The 19842-nt window shown below is 73.6% G+C and carries 15 protein-coding genes, 1 tRNA gene and 1 riboswitch (1 of these 17 running past the window's edge); of the genes, 13 read left to right on the forward strand and 3 right to left on the reverse strand.

From position 1 onward, the window contains the following. The 4 genes from ACFWOG_RS08560 to ACFWOG_RS08575 all read left to right on the forward strand — a co-directional run. A protein-coding gene (locus ACFWOG_RS08560) for a beta-N-acetylhexosaminidase (RefSeq protein ID WP_380356110.1) crosses the window boundary here: on the forward strand, positions 1-1344 show its 3' portion. 261 nt of this gene lie to the left of the window's left edge; the window shows 1344 of its 1605 coding nt (coding positions 262-1605); its start codon lies beyond the left edge, outside the window; the stop codon is at positions 1342-1344. Between the two features lie 377 nt (positions 1345-1721). Further along, a complete protein-coding gene (locus ACFWOG_RS08565; protein ID WP_329883745.1) occupies positions 1722-2588 on the forward strand; it encodes an FAD binding domain-containing protein in 867 nt (288 codons plus the stop codon). Then, a complete protein-coding gene (locus ACFWOG_RS08570; protein WP_380356113.1) occupies positions 2585-3856 on the forward strand; it encodes a 2Fe-2S iron-sulfur cluster-binding protein in 1272 nt (423 codons plus the stop codon). The genes ACFWOG_RS08565 and ACFWOG_RS08570 overlap by 4 nt, the downstream gene beginning before the upstream one ends. Next, a complete protein-coding gene (locus ACFWOG_RS08575) occupies positions 3853-6180 on the forward strand; it encodes a xanthine dehydrogenase family protein molybdopterin-binding subunit (protein WP_329883586.1) in 2328 nt (775 codons plus the stop codon). Before ACFWOG_RS08570 ends, ACFWOG_RS08575 begins: the two co-directional genes overlap by 4 nt. 205 nt (positions 6181-6385) lie before the next feature. Here the strand turns inward: ACFWOG_RS08575 and ACFWOG_RS08580 are convergent. Then, positions 6386-6460: transfer RNA gene (locus tag ACFWOG_RS08580), tRNA-Cys, on the reverse strand. Positions 6461-6693: 233 nt separating this feature from the next. Beyond that, positions 6694-6758, forward strand: a riboswitch (guanidine-III (ykkC-III) riboswitch). A gap of 44 nt (positions 6759-6802) precedes the next feature. Here ACFWOG_RS08580 and ACFWOG_RS08585 point away from each other — a divergent pair. Together ACFWOG_RS08585 and ACFWOG_RS08590 are read left to right on the forward strand one after the other, a co-directional pair. Further along, entirely contained in the window at positions 6803-7117 is a 315-nt protein-coding gene (locus tag ACFWOG_RS08585; RefSeq protein WP_329883587.1) for an SMR family transporter, read from the forward strand. A gap of 121 nt (positions 7118-7238) precedes the next feature. Further along, positions 7239-8690: an MFS transporter gene (locus tag ACFWOG_RS08590; protein WP_329952507.1), complete on the forward strand. Its 1452-nt coding sequence runs from the start codon at positions 7239-7241 to the stop codon at positions 8688-8690. A gap of 27 nt (positions 8691-8717) precedes the next feature. Here ACFWOG_RS08590 and ACFWOG_RS08595 read toward each other — a convergent pair whose 3' ends face one another. Then, positions 8718-10004, reverse strand: coding sequence for a hypothetical protein (locus tag ACFWOG_RS08595; RefSeq protein WP_355399123.1), 1287 nt, complete (start codon positions 10002-10004; stop codon positions 8718-8720). A gap of 454 nt (positions 10005-10458) precedes the next feature. Here ACFWOG_RS08595 and ACFWOG_RS08600 point away from each other — a divergent pair, with 454 nt between their 5' ends. From ACFWOG_RS08600 to ACFWOG_RS08610, 3 genes are read left to right on the forward strand one after another with little or no spacing between them, the layout of a single operon-like run. Further along, the gene (locus ACFWOG_RS08600) at positions 10459-11103 is read left to right on the forward strand and encodes a class F sortase (RefSeq protein ID WP_329883590.1); all 645 of its coding nucleotides are present in this window, start codon (positions 10459-10461) and stop codon (positions 11101-11103) included. Beyond that, the gene (locus ACFWOG_RS08605; RefSeq protein WP_380356120.1) at positions 11100-12428 is read left to right on the forward strand and encodes an alpha/beta hydrolase; all 1329 of its coding nucleotides are present in this window, start codon (positions 11100-11102) and stop codon (positions 12426-12428) included. Before ACFWOG_RS08600 ends, ACFWOG_RS08605 begins: the two co-directional genes overlap by 4 nt. Beyond that, entirely contained in the window at positions 12425-15055 is a 2631-nt protein-coding gene (locus ACFWOG_RS08610; RefSeq protein ID WP_329952504.1) for a DUF2156 domain-containing protein, read from the forward strand. The genes ACFWOG_RS08605 and ACFWOG_RS08610 overlap by 4 nt, the downstream gene beginning before the upstream one ends. A gap of 145 nt (positions 15056-15200) precedes the next feature. On the opposite strand, the gene ACFWOG_RS08615 is transcribed toward ACFWOG_RS08610, so the two are convergent. Further along, a complete protein-coding gene (locus ACFWOG_RS08615) occupies positions 15201-15638 on the reverse strand; it encodes an SsgA family sporulation/cell division regulator (RefSeq protein WP_380356123.1) in 438 nt (145 codons plus the stop codon). Between the two features lie 321 nt (positions 15639-15959). On the opposite strand from ACFWOG_RS08615, the gene ACFWOG_RS08620 reads away from it, so the two are divergent. From ACFWOG_RS08620 to ACFWOG_RS08635, 4 genes are all read left to right on the forward strand, one after another. After that, complete coding sequence (locus ACFWOG_RS08620; protein ID WP_329883746.1) at positions 15960-17792, forward strand: DEAD/DEAH box helicase; 1833 nt, start codon at positions 15960-15962, stop codon at positions 17790-17792. A gap of 315 nt (positions 17793-18107) precedes the next feature. Continuing rightward, positions 18108-18347 (forward strand): TM2 domain-containing protein, encoded by a 240-nt coding sequence (locus tag ACFWOG_RS08625; protein WP_329883594.1) that lies wholly within the window; start codon positions 18108-18110, stop codon positions 18345-18347. Between the two features lie 21 nt (positions 18348-18368). Then, positions 18369-18812, forward strand: coding sequence for a DUF2752 domain-containing protein (locus ACFWOG_RS08630; protein ID WP_380356126.1), 444 nt, complete (start codon positions 18369-18371; stop codon positions 18810-18812). 351 nt (positions 18813-19163) lie between these two features. Then, positions 19164-19814 carry an IclR family transcriptional regulator gene (locus tag ACFWOG_RS08635; protein WP_270146684.1) on the forward strand — a complete coding sequence of 217 codons (651 nt, stop codon included), beginning with the start codon at positions 19164-19166 and terminating at the stop codon, positions 19812-19814. The last annotated feature ends 28 nt before the right edge of the window (positions 19815-19842 follow it).

Here is a 19842-nt window from a genome sequence, read left to right on the forward strand (position 1 = left end):
GCAGGCGCGCTCCGGGGCGCCCAGACGCTGCGCCGGCTGCTCGGCCCGGACGCCTACCGGCGCGCTCCGCTGCGCTCCGCCGGCTGGGTGCTGCCCGGCACCGACATCGAGGACGCGCCGCGGTTCGGCTGGCGCGGCGTCCTGCTGGACGTCGCCCGGCACTTCCTGCCCAAGTCCGACGTGCTCCGCTTCGTGGACCAGCTCTCCGCGCACAAGCTCAACGTGCTGCACCTGCACCTGACCGACGACCAGGGCTGGCGGGTCGAGATCAAGCGCTACCCGCGGCTCACCGAGCTGGCCTCCTGGCGCGAGCGCTCGATGGTCGGCTTCCGGGCCGGCGAGCGCCGCGACGACCGCCCGCACGGCGGCTTCTACACCCAGGACGACCTCCGCGAGATCGTCGCCTACGCCGCCGAACGGGGCGTCACCGTCGTCCCGGAGATCGACCTGCCGGGCCACACCCAGGCCGTCGTGGTCGCCTACCCCGAGCTGGGCAACACCGATGTGGTGGACACCGCGGCGCTCGGGGTCTGGACCGACTGGGGCGTCAGCCAGAACGTGCTCAACCCCTCCGAGGCCACCCTCCGGTTCTTCGAGGGGGTGCTGGAGGAGGTCCTGGAGCTCTTCCCGTCCGAGTTCGTCCACCTCGGCGGCGACGAGTGCCCCAAGGAGCAGTGGAAGGAGAGCGCCGCCGCGCAGGCGCGGATCCGCGAACTCGGCCTGGCCAACGAGGACGAGCTGCAGAGCCACATCATCCGGCACTTCGACGGCTGGCTCGCCGAGCGGGGCCGCCGGCTGATCGGCTGGGACGAGATCCTGGAGGGCGGACTGGCGCCCGGCGCCGCGGTCTCCTCCTGGCGCGGCTACGGCGGCGGGATCGCCGCCGCCGAGGCCGGGCACGACGTGGTGATGTGCCCCGAGCAGCACGTCTACCTGGACCACCGGCAGGCTTCGGGGGAGGACGAGCCGATCCCGGTCGGCTTCGTCCGGACCCTGGAGGACGTCTACCGCTTCGAGCCGGTGCCGGCGCAGCTCGACGAGGTGGCCGCCCGGCGGGTGATCGGCACCCAGGCCAACCTGTGGAGCGAGTTCATGGACAGCGCCCGGGACATCGACTACCGGGCCTTCCCCCGGCTCGTGGCCTTCGCCGAGGTCGCCTGGTCCGCGCTGCCGGCCGATCCCGCGGAGCGCGACTTCGCCGGCTTCGAGCAGCGGATGGAGGCCCACCGGGAGGTGCTGGACGCGCTCGGCGTCGAGTACCGGCCGGCCGGCGGTCCGCACCCCTGGCAGAAGTGGCCCGGGGTGCTGGGACGGCCGATCGAGGGGCTTCCGCCGCTGGTCTGACGGGGCGGCCCGGACGTGGGGTCCCGCAGCCGGCGGGACCCCGCGGGCGGGCGCGGCGCGCGGGGCGTGCCGGGCGGGTGTGGCGGGCGGGAACTTCTGAGCGGTCGTCGGACGTCAAGAAGAGATGAACATCTACTCCGGTTCGTATCGAACCGGAGCAGATACCGCCCGGTATCGGTCCCAATCGGGCAGTACCGTTCGCCCGACCCGGAATGATCATCGAGCATTGTGTGCCAGAGTTGCCCAACCCGGCCCGATCGCCCGTACCCTACGGGCCAGGCCGGACTGCCGCAGCGGACACCCCGGCCGAGGGCCGCGGGCGGCAGGCGATCGATGAGCAAGTGGAGCACGGTGGGACCCAGGTGAACCGGACGATCATGCTGCCGGCCTCCCTCGACGAGGCCGTAGAAGCGCTGGCCTCCCACCCGGCCGCGGTGCCGGTGGCCGGCGCCACCGACCTGATGGAGGCCGTCAACGCCGGGCGGCTGCGCCCCGCCGCCCTGGTCGGCCTGGGCCGGATCACCGAACTCCGCGGCTGGCGCTACGAGGACGGCGGCACCGCCGTCCTGGGGGCCGGGCTCACCCACGCACGGATGGACCGCCCCGACTTCGCGGCGCTGATCCCCGCGCTCGCCGACGCCGCCCGCACCGCCGGACCGCCGCAGGTCCGCAACGTCGGCACCCTCGGCGGCAACATCGCCACCGCCGCCCCGGCCGGCGACACCCTCCCGGTGCTCGCCGCGCTGGAGGCCAGCGTCACCCTCGCCCGGGCCGGCGCCACCCGCGAGGTCCCGGTCAGCCACCTGCTCACCGGCCTCGACCCGGTGCGCCCCGGCGAACTGCTCACCTGGGTGCGCGTCCCGCTGCTGCACGCCCCGCAGGTCTACCTCAAGGCCACCGGCCGCAGCGGCCCGGCCCGCGCCACCGCCTCGGTCGCCCTCGTCCTCGACCCCGCCCGGCGCGCCGTCCGCTGCGCCGTCGGTGCCGTCGCCCCGGTGCCGCTGCGACCGCTGGAGGCCGAGGCCTGGGTCGCCGGCTGCATCGACTGGGACGGTTCGCGGGAGATCGACCCCGCCGCGACGGCCGCCTTCGGCGAGTACGTGGCCGCCGCCTGCGTGCCCGACAGCTACGGCGCCGAGGGCTCCTGGGAGGCCGTCACCGAGGGGCCGAGCGCGGCCGCGGTGCGGCTGCGGCGTACCGTATCGGTGCTGGCCCGCCGGGCACTGGGAAGGGCGCTCAAGTGACCACAGACCACCCCATCGAGACCCTCGACGCGAGCCCCCTGGACCACGCGCCGCAGGTCAGCCGCGAGCTGCGCCCCTGCACCTCGTACACCCTGCGGGTCAACGGCTTCGAACGGCCCGTCACCGACGCCTGGATCGGCGAGAGCCTGCTCTACGTGCTGCGCGAGCGGCTCGGCCTGGCCGGTGCCAAGGACGGCTGCGAGCAGGGCGAGTGCGGAGCCTGCTCGGTCCAGGTGGACGGGCAGCTGGTGGCCGGCTGCCTGGTGCCCGCCGCGCTGGCCCAGGACAGCGAGATCAACACCGTCGAGGGGCTGTCCGCAGCCGGCGGCGCCAGCGACGTCCAGCAGGCCCTGGCCGAGTCCGGCGCGGTGCAGTGCGGCTACTGCACGCCCGGCCTGGCGATGGCCGTGCACGACCTGCTCCAGCGCAACCACCGGCCCACCGAGGTCGAGGCGCGTCAGGCGCTCTGCGGAAACCTCTGCCGCTGCACCGGGTACCGGGGCGTGCTGGCCGCCGTGCAGACGGTCGCCGACGCGCGCGCCTCGGACGGCGAACCGGCGGAGGGGACGGCGACCGCCGCGGAGGCCGCACCCGCCGCCGCGCCCGCCCCGACGGCCGCGGAGCCGGTCCCCGGACCGCCCGCAGCCGCGCCCGCCGCGACGGCCGCCGGCGACCTGCCGGTGTACACCGACGACGTCTGGATCGAGCACGTCCCGCAGCCGCCGGTCGAGGAGACCCCGACCACCGCCGGGACCGGCGTCGGCGTCGGCATGCAGTACGGCGTCCCCGACGGCCAGGGCGGCTACGACACCGGCGTGTACGACACCACCGTGCTCGCCCCGATCCGCGACGTCCCCGCCCCGCCCGCCGGCGACGGCACCGGCTACTACCCGGCCCCGGGCTACCCCGAGCAGCCCTACCCGGGCACCACCCCCGCCCACGGCACCTACCTGCCCGGACCCGGCGGCTACCCCGAGGCGGGCGGCTACCCGCAGCAGCCCGGCTACGACAACGCCTCGCCGTACGACGGCCCGGTGTACGAGACCGCTCCGGTGCACGGCACCCCGGCCCACGGCACCCCGCTCCCGGGCTACGACGGCCAGGGCTTCCCGAACCCGGGCTACGACGGCACCCCCGCGCACGGCACGCCGTACGTCCCCGCGCCCCCGCACGGTGCCCCGGCCGAGGGCGCCGCCCCCGCCGGCGTCCCGTACGGCGCCACCCCCGCCCACGGCATCCGGCTCCCCGAGGACGACCACGCATCATGACGTCGCCTACCGACATCGGCGCAGCACCCCAGCAGGACGGCGACCAGGGCGGTGCGGCGGAGCCGTTCGGCCTGGGCAGTTCCCCGCTGCGCAGCGACGCCCTGCCGAAGGCGCTCGGCATCTACCCGTACGCCGCGGACCTCTGGGCCGAGGGCCTGCTCTGGGGCGCGGTCCTGCGCTCGCCGCATCCGCACGCCCGGATCCGCGGCATCGACACCTCGGCCGCGCTCGCGCTGCCCGGCGTGCACGCCGTGGTCACCGCCGCCGACCTGCCCGCCGGGCCGGACGGCAGCCCCGACGGCGCCCCGGCCGGGCCGATCGTCGCCGACCGCCCGGTGCTGGCCGCCGGCGTGGTCCGCCACCACGGCGAGCCGGTCGCCGCCGTCGCGGCCGACCACCCCGACACCGCTCGGCTCGCGGTCGGCCTGATCGCCGTCGACTACGAGCCGCTGGACGCCGTCACCGACCCCGAGCAGTCCTTCACCGCCCCGCCGCTGCACCCGGACGGCAACCTCTTCCGCCACCTGCCGCTGCGCACCGGCGACCCGGAGGCGGTCGGCGAGGTCGTGGTCGAGGGCCTGTACCAGGTCGGCCGGCAGGACCCCGCGCCGCTCGGCGCGGAGGCCGGCCTGGCCGTGCCGCGTCCGGACGGCGGCGTCGAGCTGCACCTGTCCTCCACCGATCCGCACGGCGACCGCGACCGGACCGCCGCCTGCCTCGGTCTGGAGCCGGACCGGGTCCGGCTGGTGGTGACGGGCGTGCCCGGCGCCACCTCCGACCGCGAGGACCTCTCCTTCCAGGTCACCATGGCGCTGCTGGCGCTGCGCACCGGCCGCCCGGTGAAGATGACGCTCACCCGCGAGGAGTCCTTCCACACCCACACCTCGCGCCACCCGGCCCTGCTGCGCTACCGCCACCACGCCGACGCCGAGGGCCGGCTGGTCAAGGTCGAGGCGCAGATCCTGCTGGACGGCGGCGCCTACGCGGACGTCTCCGCCGAGGCGCTGGCCGCCGCCGCCGCCTTCTCGGTGGGCCCGTACAACTGCCCCAACGTCTTCGTGGACGCCTGGGCGGTGCGCACCAACAACCCGCCGGCCGGCCGGATGCGCGGCGAGGGCGCGCTCCAGACCTGCTTCGCCTACGAGTCGCAGCTGGACCAGCTGGCCGCCCGGATCGGCGTCGACCTGGTGGAGATCCGCCGCCGCAACGTGATGGCCACCGGTGATCCGCTGCCCACCGGACAGGCCGTCACCTGCCCGGCCCCGGTGAGCGCGCTGCTGGAGGCGGTCGCCGAGGAGCCGCTGCCGGCCCTGCCGGTGGACGACCCGGACGCCGAGTGGCTGCTGCCGGGCGGGCCCGGCGGCGCCGGCGACCCGGCGGCGGTGCGGCGCGGGATCGGCTACGCGCTGGGCATGGTGCACATGCTGGGCGCCGAGGGCGAGGACGAGGTCTCCACCGCGACCGTCCGGGTCAGCGGCGACCACGCGACGGTGATCTGCGCGGCGGTCGACGCGGGCCACGGCTTCGCGACGCTGGCCCGGCAGATCGTCCAGACGGTGCTCGGCGTGAGCGAGGTCTACATCGCGCCGGCCGACAGCGACCAGTCGGTGGCCGGGCCGTCCGCCCGCGGCCGGCACACCTGGGTCTCCGGCGGCGCGGTCGAGCGGGCCGCGCTGATGGTCCGCCACCAGCTGCTCCAGCCGATCGCCGCCAACTTCGGCATGTCGGTGGAGCTGCTGCAGATCGCCGACGGCAAGATCACCTCGTACGACGGGGTGCTCGGCATGCCGGTCGCGGAGGCGCTGGAGGGCAAGGAGCTCTGGGCCACGGCGCAGTGCCGCCCGCATCCGACCGAGCCCCTGAACGAGGCCGGCCAGGGCGACGCCTTCGTGTCGATCGCGTTCTGCGCGATGCGCGCGGTGGTGGACGTGGACATCGAGCTCGGCGCCGTCCGGGTGGTCGAGATGACCGTCGCCCAGGACGTCGGCAGGGCGCTGAACCCGCGCCAGATCGAGGACCGGATCGAGGCGGGCGTCGCCCAGGGCGTCGGCCTGGCGCTGCTGGAGGAGCTGCGGACCGAGGGGGGCCTGCTGCTCAACCCCTCGCTGACCGGCTACCGGCTGCCGACCGCGCTGGACACCCCGGAGATCCGGATCGCCGCACTGCTGGAGGAGCGTGACGTGGTCGCCTCGTTCGGTGCCAAGGCGGTCAGTGCCGTCCCCGCCGTGACGGCCCCGGCGGCGGTGGCCGCCGCCGTCCGCGCGGCCACCGGGCTGCCGGTCGGCCGGCTGCCGATCCGGCCCGAGGACGCCGTCACCGGCTGAGCCCCGGGGGCGGCGGAGCCGGCTTCCGGGTCCGCCGCCCGGGCTCCCGGAGCCCGGGACGGCCAACGGGACCGCGAACGGGGAATGCTCGGGGCAAGGCCGGGGCACGACGGGGAATTCGTCGGAAAATCGGCCCGGAAAAGCCGTGAAAAAGCATGAAGAATTGCCGGTCGGCCTATCGGGCGCCGACCGGCAATTCTTTTGGTGGAGGCCATGACGGGAATCGAACCCGTGTAAACCGCTTTGCAGGCGGTTCCCTAAACCACTCGGGCACACGGCCGTGGGGTGAGACTGGACTGCGGCGGCGATCAGGCGCGGCGGCAGCAGCGACAGGCGCGACAACACCGGGGAGCGGCGGCGCAGGTGCGGGGCGCGGAGGCCACCGTCTTCCTGTCCATGTCCGACTCCTTGTCGTCGTTCGCCGTGTTGGTGAATTCAGTTTGGCGGAATGAGCAGTGGAACGTCAATATCCATTTGTAAATTCTGTGTGGCGGGGTGTGCTACGGTCGAAGACAGGTGGCCCCTTCCGGCCGCCCCGGACGAGCGCGTCGTACCCGGTGACGACAAGACGGCGCAGCACAGCGGCAACCCGGCCGCTGCTGACTGCGGAGGTACGACCGTCATGGCTTGGCTCGTTCTGATCGTTTCCGGCGTCCTGGAGACCGTGTGGGCGGTCGCCCTGGAGTCGTCGAAGGGCTTCTCCCGGCTGGTTCCGACCGTCGTCTTCGGGGTGGCGCTGGCGCTGTCCATGGGCGGACTGGCGTACGCGATGCGCTCGATCCCGATCGGTACCGGCTACGCGGTCTGGGTCGGTATCGGCGCGGTGGGGACGGCCGTGTACGGGATGGCCGTGCTGGGCGACGCGGTGACCGCGGCGCGGATCGGCTGCCTGCTCCTGATCGTCTCCGGCGTGGTGGGCCTCAAGGTGCTGCACTGAGTCGCCGGCCCGCGCATCGACAAGGGCCTCGATCGGGACGTCGGTCCTAGGACCGACGGCGGAGGCGGGTGACGACCACGGTCAGGTATCAACGGGGCGTACGGGGCTTACGGTAGTACGTATGACCACAGCCTCCCCCACCTCGGTCGACCCTGACCACGTCCCGATACCGACCGACCCCGGTGGAGGGGTCCTCGGCAGCCGCTACCGTGCGCTCACCCTCGGCATCGTGTCGGTGGTGCTGCTGCTGGCCTTCGAGGCGACGGCGGTCAACACCGCGATGCCGGTGGCCGCCCGTGAGCTGGACGGGATCGGGCTGTACGCCTTCGCGTTCTCCGGTTACTTCACCACGACGCTGTTCGCGCTGGTCGTCTCCGGCCAGTGGTGCGACCGGCGCGGGCCGCTCCAGCCGCTCTTCACCGGCATCGCGGTGTTCGGCGCGGGCCTGGTGGTGGCCGGTGCGGCGCCCGGGATGTGGATCTTCGTGGGGGGCCGGGCGGTCCAGGGTCTGGGCGGCGGGCTGGTGATCGTCGCGCTGTACGTGGTGGTCGGCCGGGCCTACCCGGAGCGGCTGCGGCCGGCGGTGTTCGCGGCCTTCTCGTCGGCCTGGGTGCTGCCCTCGATCATCGGTCCGGTGGTCTCCGGGGCCGTCACCCAGCACCTCGGCTGGCGCTGGGTGTTCCTGGCCGTGCCGGCGCTGATCCTGCTGCCGCTGGCGGTGATGGGTCCGGCGCTGCGCCGGTCGGAGCGGGAACAGCCGCTGCCGAAGGGCGCCGCGTTCGACCGGCGCCGGACGGTGCTGGCCGCGATGGCCGCGCTCGGTGCGGCCCTGCTGCAGTACGCGGGCCAGCGGCTGGACCTGCTCGGCCTGCTGCCTGCGGCGGCCGGTGCGGCGCTGCTGCTCCCGGCCGTGCTGGGGCTGCTGCCGACCGGGACGCTGCGGGCCGGGCGCGGGCTGCCGACGGTGATCCTGCTGCGCGGGGTGGCCGCCGGGGCGTTCTTCGCGGCCGAGGCGTTCATCCCGCTGATGATGGTGACCGAGCGGGACCTCTCGCCGACCCTGGCCGGGCTCACCCTGACCAGCGGCGGGCTCTCCTGGGCGCTGGGCTCCTGGCTCCAGGGCCGGCCCCGGGCCGAGCGGTACCGCGAGGCGATGATCCGGGGCGGGTTCGTGCTGACCGCGGTGGCGATCGCGGGGGCCGCGCTGGTGCTGGTCCCGGAGGTGCCGGTCTGGGTGGCGGCGGTCGCCTGGGGCGTCGGCGGGATCGGCATGGGGCTGACGGTGGCGAGTGTCAGCGTGCTGATGATGAAGCTGTCGGCGCCGCAGGACGCCGGGGCCAACTCGGCCTCGCTGCAGATGAGCGACGCCCTCGGCAACGTGCTGCTGGTGGGGCTGTCCGGGGTGCTGTTCTCGGCGCTGGGCGGCGGCTCGGTGACCGCCGCCCACGACGGGGCCGGGGGGACCGGGACGACCACCGCGTTCGCGGTGATCTTCCTGGTCATGACCGGGGTGGCGCTGCTCGGCGCGCTCGTCTCCGGCCGGGTCCGGAAGGCCGACCCGGTCCGGATCTGACGGGCCGCCCGGTCCGCAGGGGCCGGTTCAGCCGACGGCGGCCGGTGCCGGGGCGGGGGCCGGGGCGGGGGAGCCGAGGAAGGTCTCCCAGCCGCCGGCCGGGGCCTGGCCGACGGCGAGGCTCTGCAGCTTGCGCAGCACCGCCGGGTCCTGCGCGTCCAGCCAGTCGACCAGCTGCCGGAACGAGACCAGCCGGACCTCCGGGCGGCCGGCGATCGCCTTGAGCACGTCCTCGACGGCGTTCATGTAGATGCCGCCGTTCCACTCCTCGAAGTGGTTGCCGATGACGAACGGCGCCCGGTTGGTGGTGTACGCCCGCTCGAACCCCATCAGGTAGGCGTCCCGGGCCTGGGTCTGGTACCCGGGGTGGAGCGCCGGGTCGGCCTTGGTGTTGCTGCCGCACTGGTTGAACATGATGTTGTAGTCCATCGAGAGCACCTGGAAGGTGTGCCCGGGGAAGGGGATGGACTGCAGGGGGAGGTCCCAGAGCGCGCCGCCCTGGATCTTCTGGGGCCAGATCTGCGTCCCGTTGCCGCTGCTGTCGTAGCGCCATCCGCGCTTGACGGCGGTGGGCAGCAGGTTGCGCTGGCCCTCCAGGCAGGGGGTGCGGCTGCCGATCAGCTCCTTGCGGTAGTCGAAGGGCAGCGCCGGCAGGTCGGTGAAGCCGGTGGTGGTCCGCCAGTTGGTGACGAAGTCCATCGCCTGCTGGATCTCGTGGTCCCACTCCTCCGGCGACCACTGGCCGACGCCGGTGGCGCCGCAGAAGTGGCCGTTGAAGTGGGTGCCGATCTCGTGGCCCTCCAGCCAGGCGCCGTGCAGGTTCTCCAGCGTGTCGTGGATGTGCTGGTCGCTCAGGTAGCCGATGTCGGAGGCGCCGACCTTGTGCTGCGGGGGGCGGTAGAGGTCCTTCTTGGACTCGGGCAGCAGGTACAGCCCGCTGAGGAAGAAGGTCATCGAGGCGTTGTGCTCCGTGGCGAGCCGGCGGAACCGGGCGAACAGCCCGTTGTCGAGCTCGCCGGCGCCGTCCCAGGAGAAGACCACGAACTGGGGCGGGCGCCCGCCGAGCCCGAGCGGTTCGGCGGTGGGCTGGTTCGGCTGCGGGCCGGTGTCGGAGGTGGAGCCGTCGCCGATCACGGTGACCGGTGGCTTCGCGGCCTCGGTCGGGGGCCCGGCCTGGTCGACCCCGGGGGTGGCCGGCAGCGGCTCCGGGGTGCCCGTCAGCCCGCCGGCGTCGGTCCGGCCGCAGCCGGCCGCGAGGGCGGCTGCGCCGGCGGCACCCGCGGCCAGCAGGGTGCGGCGGGAGAGAGCGTCCATGGTCACTCCGTTCGTGGGGCGTGCGCGGGGAGGCGGGGCACACCAGGCGGGGCACGGCCGGCGGGCACGGCTGTCCGGAGGCGGACAGCGGGCCGGTCAGACAAGTGCGGTGATAGGCCTGTGAACGGGGTCAGCATGGCATGTGATCAAGTTCGGTCGACGGTTCACCACGAACGGTCGGAACTGATCGCCCGAACGATGCAACCAGGACGGTGTTCCTGAGTGTCCGAGGAAGAGGTCGTCGCGGTAACCGGCGTCCGCCAGGTGGCGGGCCGGTGTCCTTGTGGTGACATTTCACCCGCTCGGACCAGCTGGGGCCCGCCGGACCCTGCCGAACGGGGGGAGCAAGTACGACCGTCGTATGGATGTGGCATAAGGTCCGATCCGGTTGCATTGCTCTCAGAAAACTTCCAGGAACCGGCAACCGGTTCCTCGTCAGCAGAGGGGAGCGCCGGTGGGCGCCCAGCAGAGCAGGAGCCCGTGGCCGGGCACTCTGGCCGTCGGGGCCGCGCTCGTGCTGGGTGCGTGGCTGCTGAACGACGGCGGTCACGGCGACCTCCCCCCGGCCCCCGGAGCGGGGCAGGCCCTCTCGGGCTTCGCCCCGGTCTCCGTGGTGCCCCCGCTCGGACCCTCGACGCCGACCCGGATCCGGATCCCCTCCGTCCGGCTCGACGCCCCGGTCACCGGCCTCGGCCTCGACCGGGACGGACACCTCCAGACCCCGCCGGAGTCCGACCGCAACCTCGCCGGCTGGTACCGCGGCGGGGCCTCCCCCGGACAGCGGGGCACCGCCATCCTCGCCGGACACGTCGACAACGACAGCGGGCCCGCCGTCTTCTACGACCTGGGCGCGCTCCACCGCGGCGACCGGATCGAGATCCTCCGCGAGGACGGCCGCACCGCCGTCTACCAGCTCTACGCCATCGAAGTGCACGACCGAAAGGACTTCCCGGACGACCGGGTGTACCGCCAGGCCGCCGACGCACAGCTGCGGGTGATCACCTGCGGCGGTGGGTACAGCGAGGACCGCGGCTACCAGGGAAACGTGGTCGCCTACGGTTTCCTGGCCGACACCAAGCAGCCGGGAAAGAACGTATGACCTCCGTCTCCCTCGCCCTGACCTGGAACCCGATCGACTGGCCGCTGACCCGCGGCCCGATCCCGTACGCCATCCTGGCGGCCGGCTGGGGTTCCCTGCTCGTCCTCGCCCTGCTGGCGCGCAGCCGCACCTGGTGGCGCCGCCGGCTCCCGGTCGCGCTGCTCACCGCCGCCGCGGCGAGCCTGCTGCTGGACATCGTGGTCGACGGCTGGTGGCACCCCTTCCCCGAGGGGCTGCCCCGGTACATCACCTGGTGGATCGCCGTCGCCCTGCTCGGGTTGAGCCTGGCCGCCTTCCGGATGCCCGGCACGGCGCTGCGGCGCAAGCTCCTGGCGACCGGCGCCGGGTCGCTCGTGCTGCTGATGGCCTCCTCCCAGGTGAACCGGGGCTTCGACCAGTTCCCGACCGGCCGCGTCATGCTCGCGCCCTGGCTCTCCAAGACCCAGGAGCTGACCACGGCCAAGGCCGCCACGACCGTGAGCCCCCCGCCCGGCAAGGTGATGGAGGAGGTCTGGACGGCCCCGCCGGGGCTGCCGGCGAAGGGCACGGTCTCCACCGTCCCGATCCCGGGGACCAAGTCCGGCTTCAAGGCCCGCGACGCGTACGTCTACCTGCCGCCGGCCTACCAGGCCAGCCCCCGACCGCTGCTCCCGGTCGTGGTGCTCGTCTCCGGCCAGCCCGGGACCCCGGGCGACTGGGTGCTGGCCGGCCAGGTCAACGAGGCGCTCGACGCCTTCGCCGCCCAGCACCAGGGCCTGGCGCCGATCGTGGTGATGCCCGACCAGTTGGGGTCGACCTGGACCAACACGCTCTGCTTCGACTCCAAGATCGCCAACACGCAGACCTACCTGGCCCAGGACGTGCCCGACTGGGTGCGCGCCAACCTCCAGGCGGCCGAGGGGCGGAAGTCCTGGGTGATCGGCGGCGCCTCGATGGGCGGCACCTGCGCGCTCCAGCTCGCCGTCAACGCCCCCGAGGTCTACGGATCGTTCCTGGACATGGCCGGCCAGGACGAGCCCACCCTGGGGACCCGCGCGCAGACCGTCGCGGCGGCCTTCGACGGTGACGAGGCGAAGTTCAACGCCATCGACCCGCTCCAGGTGATGGCCGCCAGGAAGTTCCCGGACACCGCGGCCGCGATCGTGGTCGGCCGCACCGACAACGAGTTCCGTCCGCAGCAGGAGAAGGTGTACAAGGCGGCACTGGATGCGGGGATGAACGCCAAATTCGACCTGATGCCCGGCGGGCACGGCTGGATCATCTTCCGGCCGGGCATCGTCGACCAGTTGCCCTGGATGGCGCAACAGACCGGGCTGATCCGGTGATCCGGCTGGGGGCGGCCTCGGCCCTGTTCGCCGACCGGGGCGAGCCCGCCGTCTCGGCCCAGGGCGTTCCGGTGCAGCCCGCCCGGGCTCCCGGCGTCCGGGCGTCGGACGGCCCGGCACCCGAGCCCTCCGGGCCCAGGACCCCCGCGCCGAAGTCCCCGGCGCCGGACACCCGGCCCGGTCGGCGGCCCGTCCGGGCGGCCGCCGCCCGGATCGTCGCCCGGCTGCGCGCGGCGCCGCTGACCCTCACCCTGCTCGCCGTCCTCTGGGCGGTCGGCGGTGCCTCCGGCAGCCTGGCGCACGGCGCCTCCCGGGGCGTGCTGGCCAAGGCCGGCGTCGGCCTGCCGACCCTGGCCGAGGGCCACTGGTGGGCGCCGGTCACCTCGCTGTTCTGGTGCGCGAGCGCGGGCTCGTACATCTCCACCAGCCTGCTGCTGCTCCTGCTCGGCCCGGTCGCGGAGAGCAGGCTCGGCCGGCCGCGCACGCTCGCCGTCCTGGTCGTCGGGCAGCTGCTGGGCACCCTGCTCGGCAGCGGGCTGAGCGCGGTCGCCGCACGGGCCGACGACCAGTGGGCGGCCGCCGCCGAGCAGACCGCCATCGGACCGGTGACCGGCCTGTTCGCCCTGGCCGGCGTGCTCGGCTACCGGCTGACCGTGCTCTGGCGGCGCCGGCTGCACCTGCTGGTGGTGCTCGTCCCGCTGGTGATGACCCTGTACGTCGGCCACCTGCAGAGCGTCCAGCGGATCTCCGGCGCGCTGATCGGCCTGGCCGCCGGCGCGCTCCTGAGCCGGGGCCGGCCGCACCTGCGCTCGCACCGCTCCTCGCACACCGAGACCCGGGTGCTGGTCGCACTCTGCCTGGTCGCCGCCGCGCTCGGGCCGATGATCGCCTCGCTGTACGACAACGCGGCCGGGCCGTTCAACACCTTCTCCGAGATCTACCTCTCGCACCGCCTCACCCCGGACGAGGTCGCCGAATTCTGCGCCCGCTCGGCCCACGACTGCGCCCGCGCACACGCCGTCGAGCGGATCTTCGACACCCCGGCCCGGCTGATGGCCACGCTGTTCCCGGCCCTGTTGCTGGTGCTCGCCGAGGGTCTGCGCCGCGGTCTGCGGCTCGCCTGGCGGATCACGATCGCCACCGAGCTGCTCTGGACCGCCCTGCTGGTCTGGCTGTTCACCGAGACCGGCACCGGCTCGGGCGACGTCCTCCAGTACTTCGTCGAGGCGCTGCTGCTGCCGCTGATCACCACCGCGCTGCTGCTGGCCACCCGGAAGCGGTTCCCGCTGCGGGTGCCGCGCGCCGTCCTCGGCCGGCTGGCCCTGGTGGTCGGCGGCGCGCTGGCCGTCGCCTCCGCGGCGTACGCGGGCCTGGGCGTGCTGACGGCGGGCCAGTTCGAACCGGGGGCCACCCTCCGCGGACTGGTCGCCGGGCTGCCGGCCCAGTTCCTGCCGCCCGCGTACAACGACCTGATGCCGCACTACCCGATCGCGGTCGGGCCGTTCGCGCGGTTCCTGGAGACGTACTGCGGACTCGCCTTCTGGGCGGTCGCGCTGACCGCGCTGCTGCTGGCCTTCCGGCGGCCGGTGCTGCACGTGGACGCCGAGGACGCCACCCGGGCCCGGGCGCTGCTCACCGAGCACGGCGGCGGGTCGCTCTCCTTCCTCACCACCTGGGACGGCAACCACTACTGGTTCGACGAGGACGGCCGGGCCGCCGTCGCCTACCGGGTGCTGAACACCGTCGCGCTGACCACCGGCGACCCGTTCGGCGCACCGGACGCGCGCCGCCGGGCGGTGGCCGGCTTCGCCCGGTACTGCGACGCCCGGGGCTGGACGCCGTGCTTCTACAGCGTCACCCCGGAGACGCGCTCCGCCGCCGAGCAACTCGGCTGGCGCTCGCTGCAGGTCGCCGAGGACACCGTGGTCGCCCTCCCCGAGCTGGCCTTCACCGGCCGCAAGTGGCAGGACATCAGGACCGCGCTGAACAAGGCCGGCAAGCAGGGCATCACCGCCGAGTGGTGGTCGTACCACGAGGCGCCGATCGCCCTGAAGGAGCAGATCCGGGCCATCTCGGAGGAGTGGGTCTCGGAGAAGGGGCTGCCCGAGATGGGCTTCACCCTCGGCGGGCTGGAGGAGCTGGACGACCCGGCGGTCCGGCTGCTGATCGCCGTCGACCAGGACCGCACCGTGCACGGGCTGACCAGCTGGATGCCGGTCTACGAGAACGGCGAGCCGGTCGGCTGGACGCTGGACTTCATGCGCCGGCGCTCCGACGGGTTCCGCGGCGTGACCGAGTTCCTGATCGCCTCCGCCGCGCTCGGCTTCAAGCAGGAGGGCGCGAGCTTCCTCTCGCTCTCCGGCGCACCGCTGGCCCGCTCGGAGAAGGAACCGCCCACCGGGCTGCAGAAGACCCTGGACTGGTTGGGCCGGGTGCTGGAGCCGGTCTACGGCTTCCGCTCGCTGCTGGCGTTCAAGGCGAAGTTCCAGCCGGAGTACCGGCCGATGTACATGGCCTACCCGGACCCGGCGGCGCTGCCCAGCATCACCCGGGCGATCGGCAAGGCGTACCTGCCGCACCTGACGCCGGCGCAGGGCGTCCGGTTGATGCGCAAGCTCTCGTCGTAGCCGGTCGGCACCGGTCGGCACCGGTCGCCCGGAGCGTGACCGGGAAGGGCCCGGGGCGGCCGCCGTCGCCCCGGGCCCTTCGCCGTCCGGGTCCTGCCGGTCCGGGTCCTGCTGGTCCGGGTCCTGCTGTTCGAGGGCCCGCGGCTCAGCCGAGCAGCTCGGCGAGCGCGCGGTCGGCGTCCAGGTGCAGGTGCTCCTCGCCCTCCGGGACGACCAGCCGGCTGCGCCACAGGAACTTCCGCAGGTCGTCGGAGTCGAACCCGACCAGCGCGGTGCCCTCGGGCGCGCGCAGCTCGACCATGGTGCGCCGGCCGGGCGCGGGCCGGACGTGGACGTCGCCGGCCCCGGAGGGCAGCTCCAGGCCGTCGGCGAGCAGCCCGCGGGCGAAGACCCAGACGATGTCGTCGCCGTGGTCGGGGCCGACCGCCTCGGCCCGGTCGTCCAGCGAGAACTCGGCGGGGAAGGCCATGCGGACGGCGAGCGGATCCTCCGGCACGTAGGCCAGCGTCACCCGGAGCCGGGCGGAACGGTGGGGGGAGAGGATCAGGCGGGCCTGGACGGTCTCTTCGACGACGGTGTGCACGGCGGGGTCCCTTCGCTGGTGTGAGGCCTGTGACGGCTGTGGAGGGTGGGGTGGCCTCACCCGGATGAGAGACGGTCCGGGGGGTTCCGATTACCTGCCTTTCCCGGGTTTTCCGATGTGATGCGCGTCACGTCGCTTTCCGGCCGTGCGGGCCGTGCGCGGGCCACGCGCGGACCCGCCCCGGCCGCCCGTTCGGCGCCGGGCCCGGTAGGCTGGGTGGGTTGCCCGATCGCCGCCCGACCGCGGGACGGGGCTGCCAAACCGCCTCTGACCTGCGATGATCCCCCCTCGGAGACCGTGAGTACTGCCGCCGCCTCCTCGATGCCGCTCTTCTCCGACGCGGACGAGCCGCACGCGCCCGTCCGGCCGAGCGGCCATGCCGCGCCGACCTCCTCGCACCACCTGTCGCCGGCGTTCCCCGGCCGCGCCCCCTGGGGCACCGCCGGCAAGCTCCGGGCCTGGCAGCAGGGGGCGCTGGACAAGTACATCGAGAGCCAGCCCCGCGACTTCCTCGCCGTCGCCACCCCGGGCGCCGGTAAGACCACCTTCGCGCTGACGCTGGCCTCGTACCTGCTCCACAACCACCTGATCCAGCAGATCACCGTGGTCGCACCGACCGAGCACCTGAAGAAGCAGTGGGCCGAGGCCGCCGCGCGGATAGGCATCAAGCTGGACCCGGCCTACTCCTCCGGTCCGCTCTCCCGGGAGTACCACGGCATCGTGGTCACCTACGCGGGCATCGGCGTGAACCCGATGCTGCACCGCAACCGGACCGAGGCCCGCAAGACGCTGGTCATCATGGACGAGATCCACCACGCCGGTGACTCGAAGTCCTGGGGCGAGGCCTGCTTCGAGGCCTTCGAGCCGGCCGCCCGCCGGCTCGCGCTCACCGGGACGCCGTTCCGCTCGGACACCAACCCGATCCCGTTCGTCCAGTACGAGGCGGGCGGTGACGGCATCCGCAAGTCGGTCGCCGACTACACCTACGGCTACGGGCACGCGCTCGCCGACCACGTCGTCCGTCCGGTGATCTTCCTGTCGTACAGCGGCAACATGCGCTGGCGCACGAAGTCCGGCGACGAGCTGGAGGCCCGGCTCGGCGAGCCGATGACCAAGGACCTGATCGCCCAGGCGTGGCGGACCGCGCTGGCCCCGCAGGGCGAGTGGATCCCGGCCGTGCTCCAGGCCGCCGACCGGCGGCTGAGCGAGGTCCGCAAGGCGATCCCGGACGCCGGCGGCCTGGTGATCGCCACCGACCAGAACACCGCCCGCTCCTACGCCAAGATGCTGCGCGAGATCACCGGGGAGAAGGCCACCGTGGTGCTCTCCGACGAGGTGGAGGCGTCCAAGCGGATCTCCGACTACGCGGACGGTGACTCGCGCTGGATGGTCGCGGTCCGGATGGTGTCCGAGGGCGTCGACGTGCCGCGCCTGGCGGTCGGCGTCTACGCCACCTCGATCTCCACCCCGCTCTTCTTCGCGCAGGCCGTCGGACGTTTCGTGCGTGCCCGCAAGCGGGGCGAGACAGCCTCCGTCTTCCTGCCGACCATCCCGACGCTGCTGGGCTTCGCCAACGAGATGGAGCTCCAGCGCGACCACGTGCTGGACCGGCCGAAGAAGGAGGGCGAGGGCCTCTTCGACGAGGAGGACCGGCTGCTCGCCGAGGCCGAGCGGGCCAACGACGGTCCGGACGGCGCCGGTGGCGACGAGTTCTCGTACGAGGCGCTGGGCTCCGACGCGGTCTTCGACCGGGTGCTGTACAACGCCATGGAGTTCGGCATGCAGGCGCACCCGGGCAGCGAGGAGGAGGAGGACTACCTCGGTATCCCGGGCCTGCTGGAGCCGGACCAGGTGCAGATGCTGCTGCAGAAGCGCCAGCACCGCCAGATCCAGCGGAGCAAGAGCAAGCCGGCCGAGGAGGCCGACCTGCTGGAGCTGCCGGCCGAGCAGCGGCCCGTGGTGACGCACCAGGAACTCCGGGAACTGCGCAAGGAGTTGAACGCCCTCGTGGCGGCCTGGCACCACCGCACCAGTCAGCCGCACGGCACCATCCACAACGAGCTGCGCCGCCAGTGCGGTGGGCCGCTGACCGCGCAGGCGACCGTCAATCAGTTGAATGCGCGGATCGCCCAGATCCGGGAATGGGCCAAGTAACCGCCCGTCGGGGAAGTTCGGGGGCCGTCGGTACTCCGGCAGTGCTTCCTCGTCGCCTGCTCGGCGTCGAGGGAGTGCTGTGACCATAAGGTCATGTGACGTTCAGGTAGTCGCGAAGGATTCGTGGAGACAGTCAGTGTGATGATCGGCTAATGTTCCGCGTGCCGAACCGCCGTCGAGCTGTCGAAGCCGTGCGCCCACCCGTCCGTGGTCGCCGCCGAAGCCTCGGTGACATCGGTTCGCCGCACCTCACCGACCCGGCCCGCGACCCACCGTCGCGCCCGGGACTGCCTGTCTTCAAGGAGCACACCGATCGTGTCGTACCCCCCGCACCAGCAGCCCGAGCTCTCCGACAAGTCGAAGATCGTCGCCGGCATCCTGACGATCCTGCTCGGCAGCCTGGGCATCGGCCGCTTCTACACCGGTCACATCGGCATGGGCATCGCCCAGCTGCTGACCTGCGGCGGCCTCGGCGTCTGGTCGCTGATCGACGGCATCCTGTTCCTCACCAGCAACGACCGGACCGACGCCCAGGGCCGGCTGCTGCGCAGCTGACCCTTGCGCCCGTTCGCGAAGGTGCGTCGCCGCCCCGGCTCAGGCCGGGGCGGCTTCGCCGTTCCCGGAACCGCCGGCCGGGGGCGGGCCCGGCTGCGTACCGCCTGGCCGCCGGTCGCGGTGCTCGCCGGTGGCCTGGCCGGCGCCGCGTACCTCTGGTCGCGCAACCCCCACCTGCCGGGACAGGTCCTGCCGTTCTGCCCCTGGCGCAAGGTCACCGGCCTGGACTGCCCCGGCTGCGGCGGCACCCGGATGGCCTACGACCTCATGCACGGTGACCTCGCCGCGGCCTGGCAGGACAACGCGGCGCTGCTGCTGTCGCTCCCGCTGGTCGCCGCGCTCTACCTGGTCTGGCTGCGGCACGGCCTGGCGGGGCGGCGCTGGCAGCCGCCGCTCGGCCGGCGCGGGACGGCGGTGCTGATCGGCGTGGCGACGGCCTGGACGGTCCTGCGCAACCTGTTCTGACCGGACGGCCGGACGGCCCGCCCCGTGGCGTCCGAGTGTCCGGACTTCGGAGTGTGGTCGAACTTGCGTCCCGGTGGGCTGGGAAAAATGTGACCCTTTGTCCCCGTTCGTCAAGGCCCGAACAATCGATCTTGACCGAATTTTGGACAACCACTTCCGCCGCCGCAATTCCTTCACTACCTTTCCCACACGCTCTCCCGCCGGGTGACCCCCGCGAGACGGGCGCGCAGGGCCCCAGGACGTCAAGGACGACACACCGCGGCCCGAGCGCGGCCACCCACCCTGCGCGCGACATTCGAGTCCCGGACCGGTCAGCCGATCCGCGACCCGCCGCGGAAAGGAATGCGCGTCGTGACTGCAGAGACCTCCCAAACCCTGGACCGAGGCGTCCGGGTCCTCAAACTCCTCGCCGACTCGGAACGCGGGCTCACCGTCACCGAGCTGGCGGCCCGGCTCGCCGTCAACCGGACCGTCGTCTACCGGCTGCTGGCCACCCTGGAACAGCACGGGCTGGTCCGCCGGGACATCGGAGGCCGGGCCCGGGTCGGGCTGGGCGTCCTGCGGCTCGCCCACCGCGTCCATCCGCTGCTGCGCGAGGCCGCGCTGCCCGCCCTGCGCAGCCTCGCCGAGGACCTCGGTGCCACCGCGCACCTCACCCTGGTGGACGGCAACGAGGCGCTGGCCGTGGCCGTGGTCGAGCCCAGCTGGACCGACTTCCACGTCGCCTACCGGACCGGACTGCGCCACCCGCTGGGCGAGAGCGCGGCCGGCCGGGCGATCCTGGAGGCGCGGGCCTTCCCGAGCCAGCGCCGGCCCGAGCAGGGGTTCGTCATCACCCGGGCGGAGGAGCAGTCCGGGGCTTCCGGCGCCGCCGCCGCGCTGCTGGGTCTGAGCGGGATCGAGGGCAGCGTCGGCGTGGTGATGCTCAACGGACTCGTCCCGGAACGGGTCGGTCCGCGGGTGGTGGAGGCGGCCACCGAGGTCGCCGACGCACTGCGGTAGCGGACGCACGGCCGGGGAACGGGCCCGC

Origin of the sequence: Kitasatospora sp. NPDC058406, assembly GCF_042722765.1 — a bacterium.
Classification (GTDB): Bacteria; Actinomycetota; Actinomycetes; order Streptomycetales; family Streptomycetaceae; genus Kitasatospora.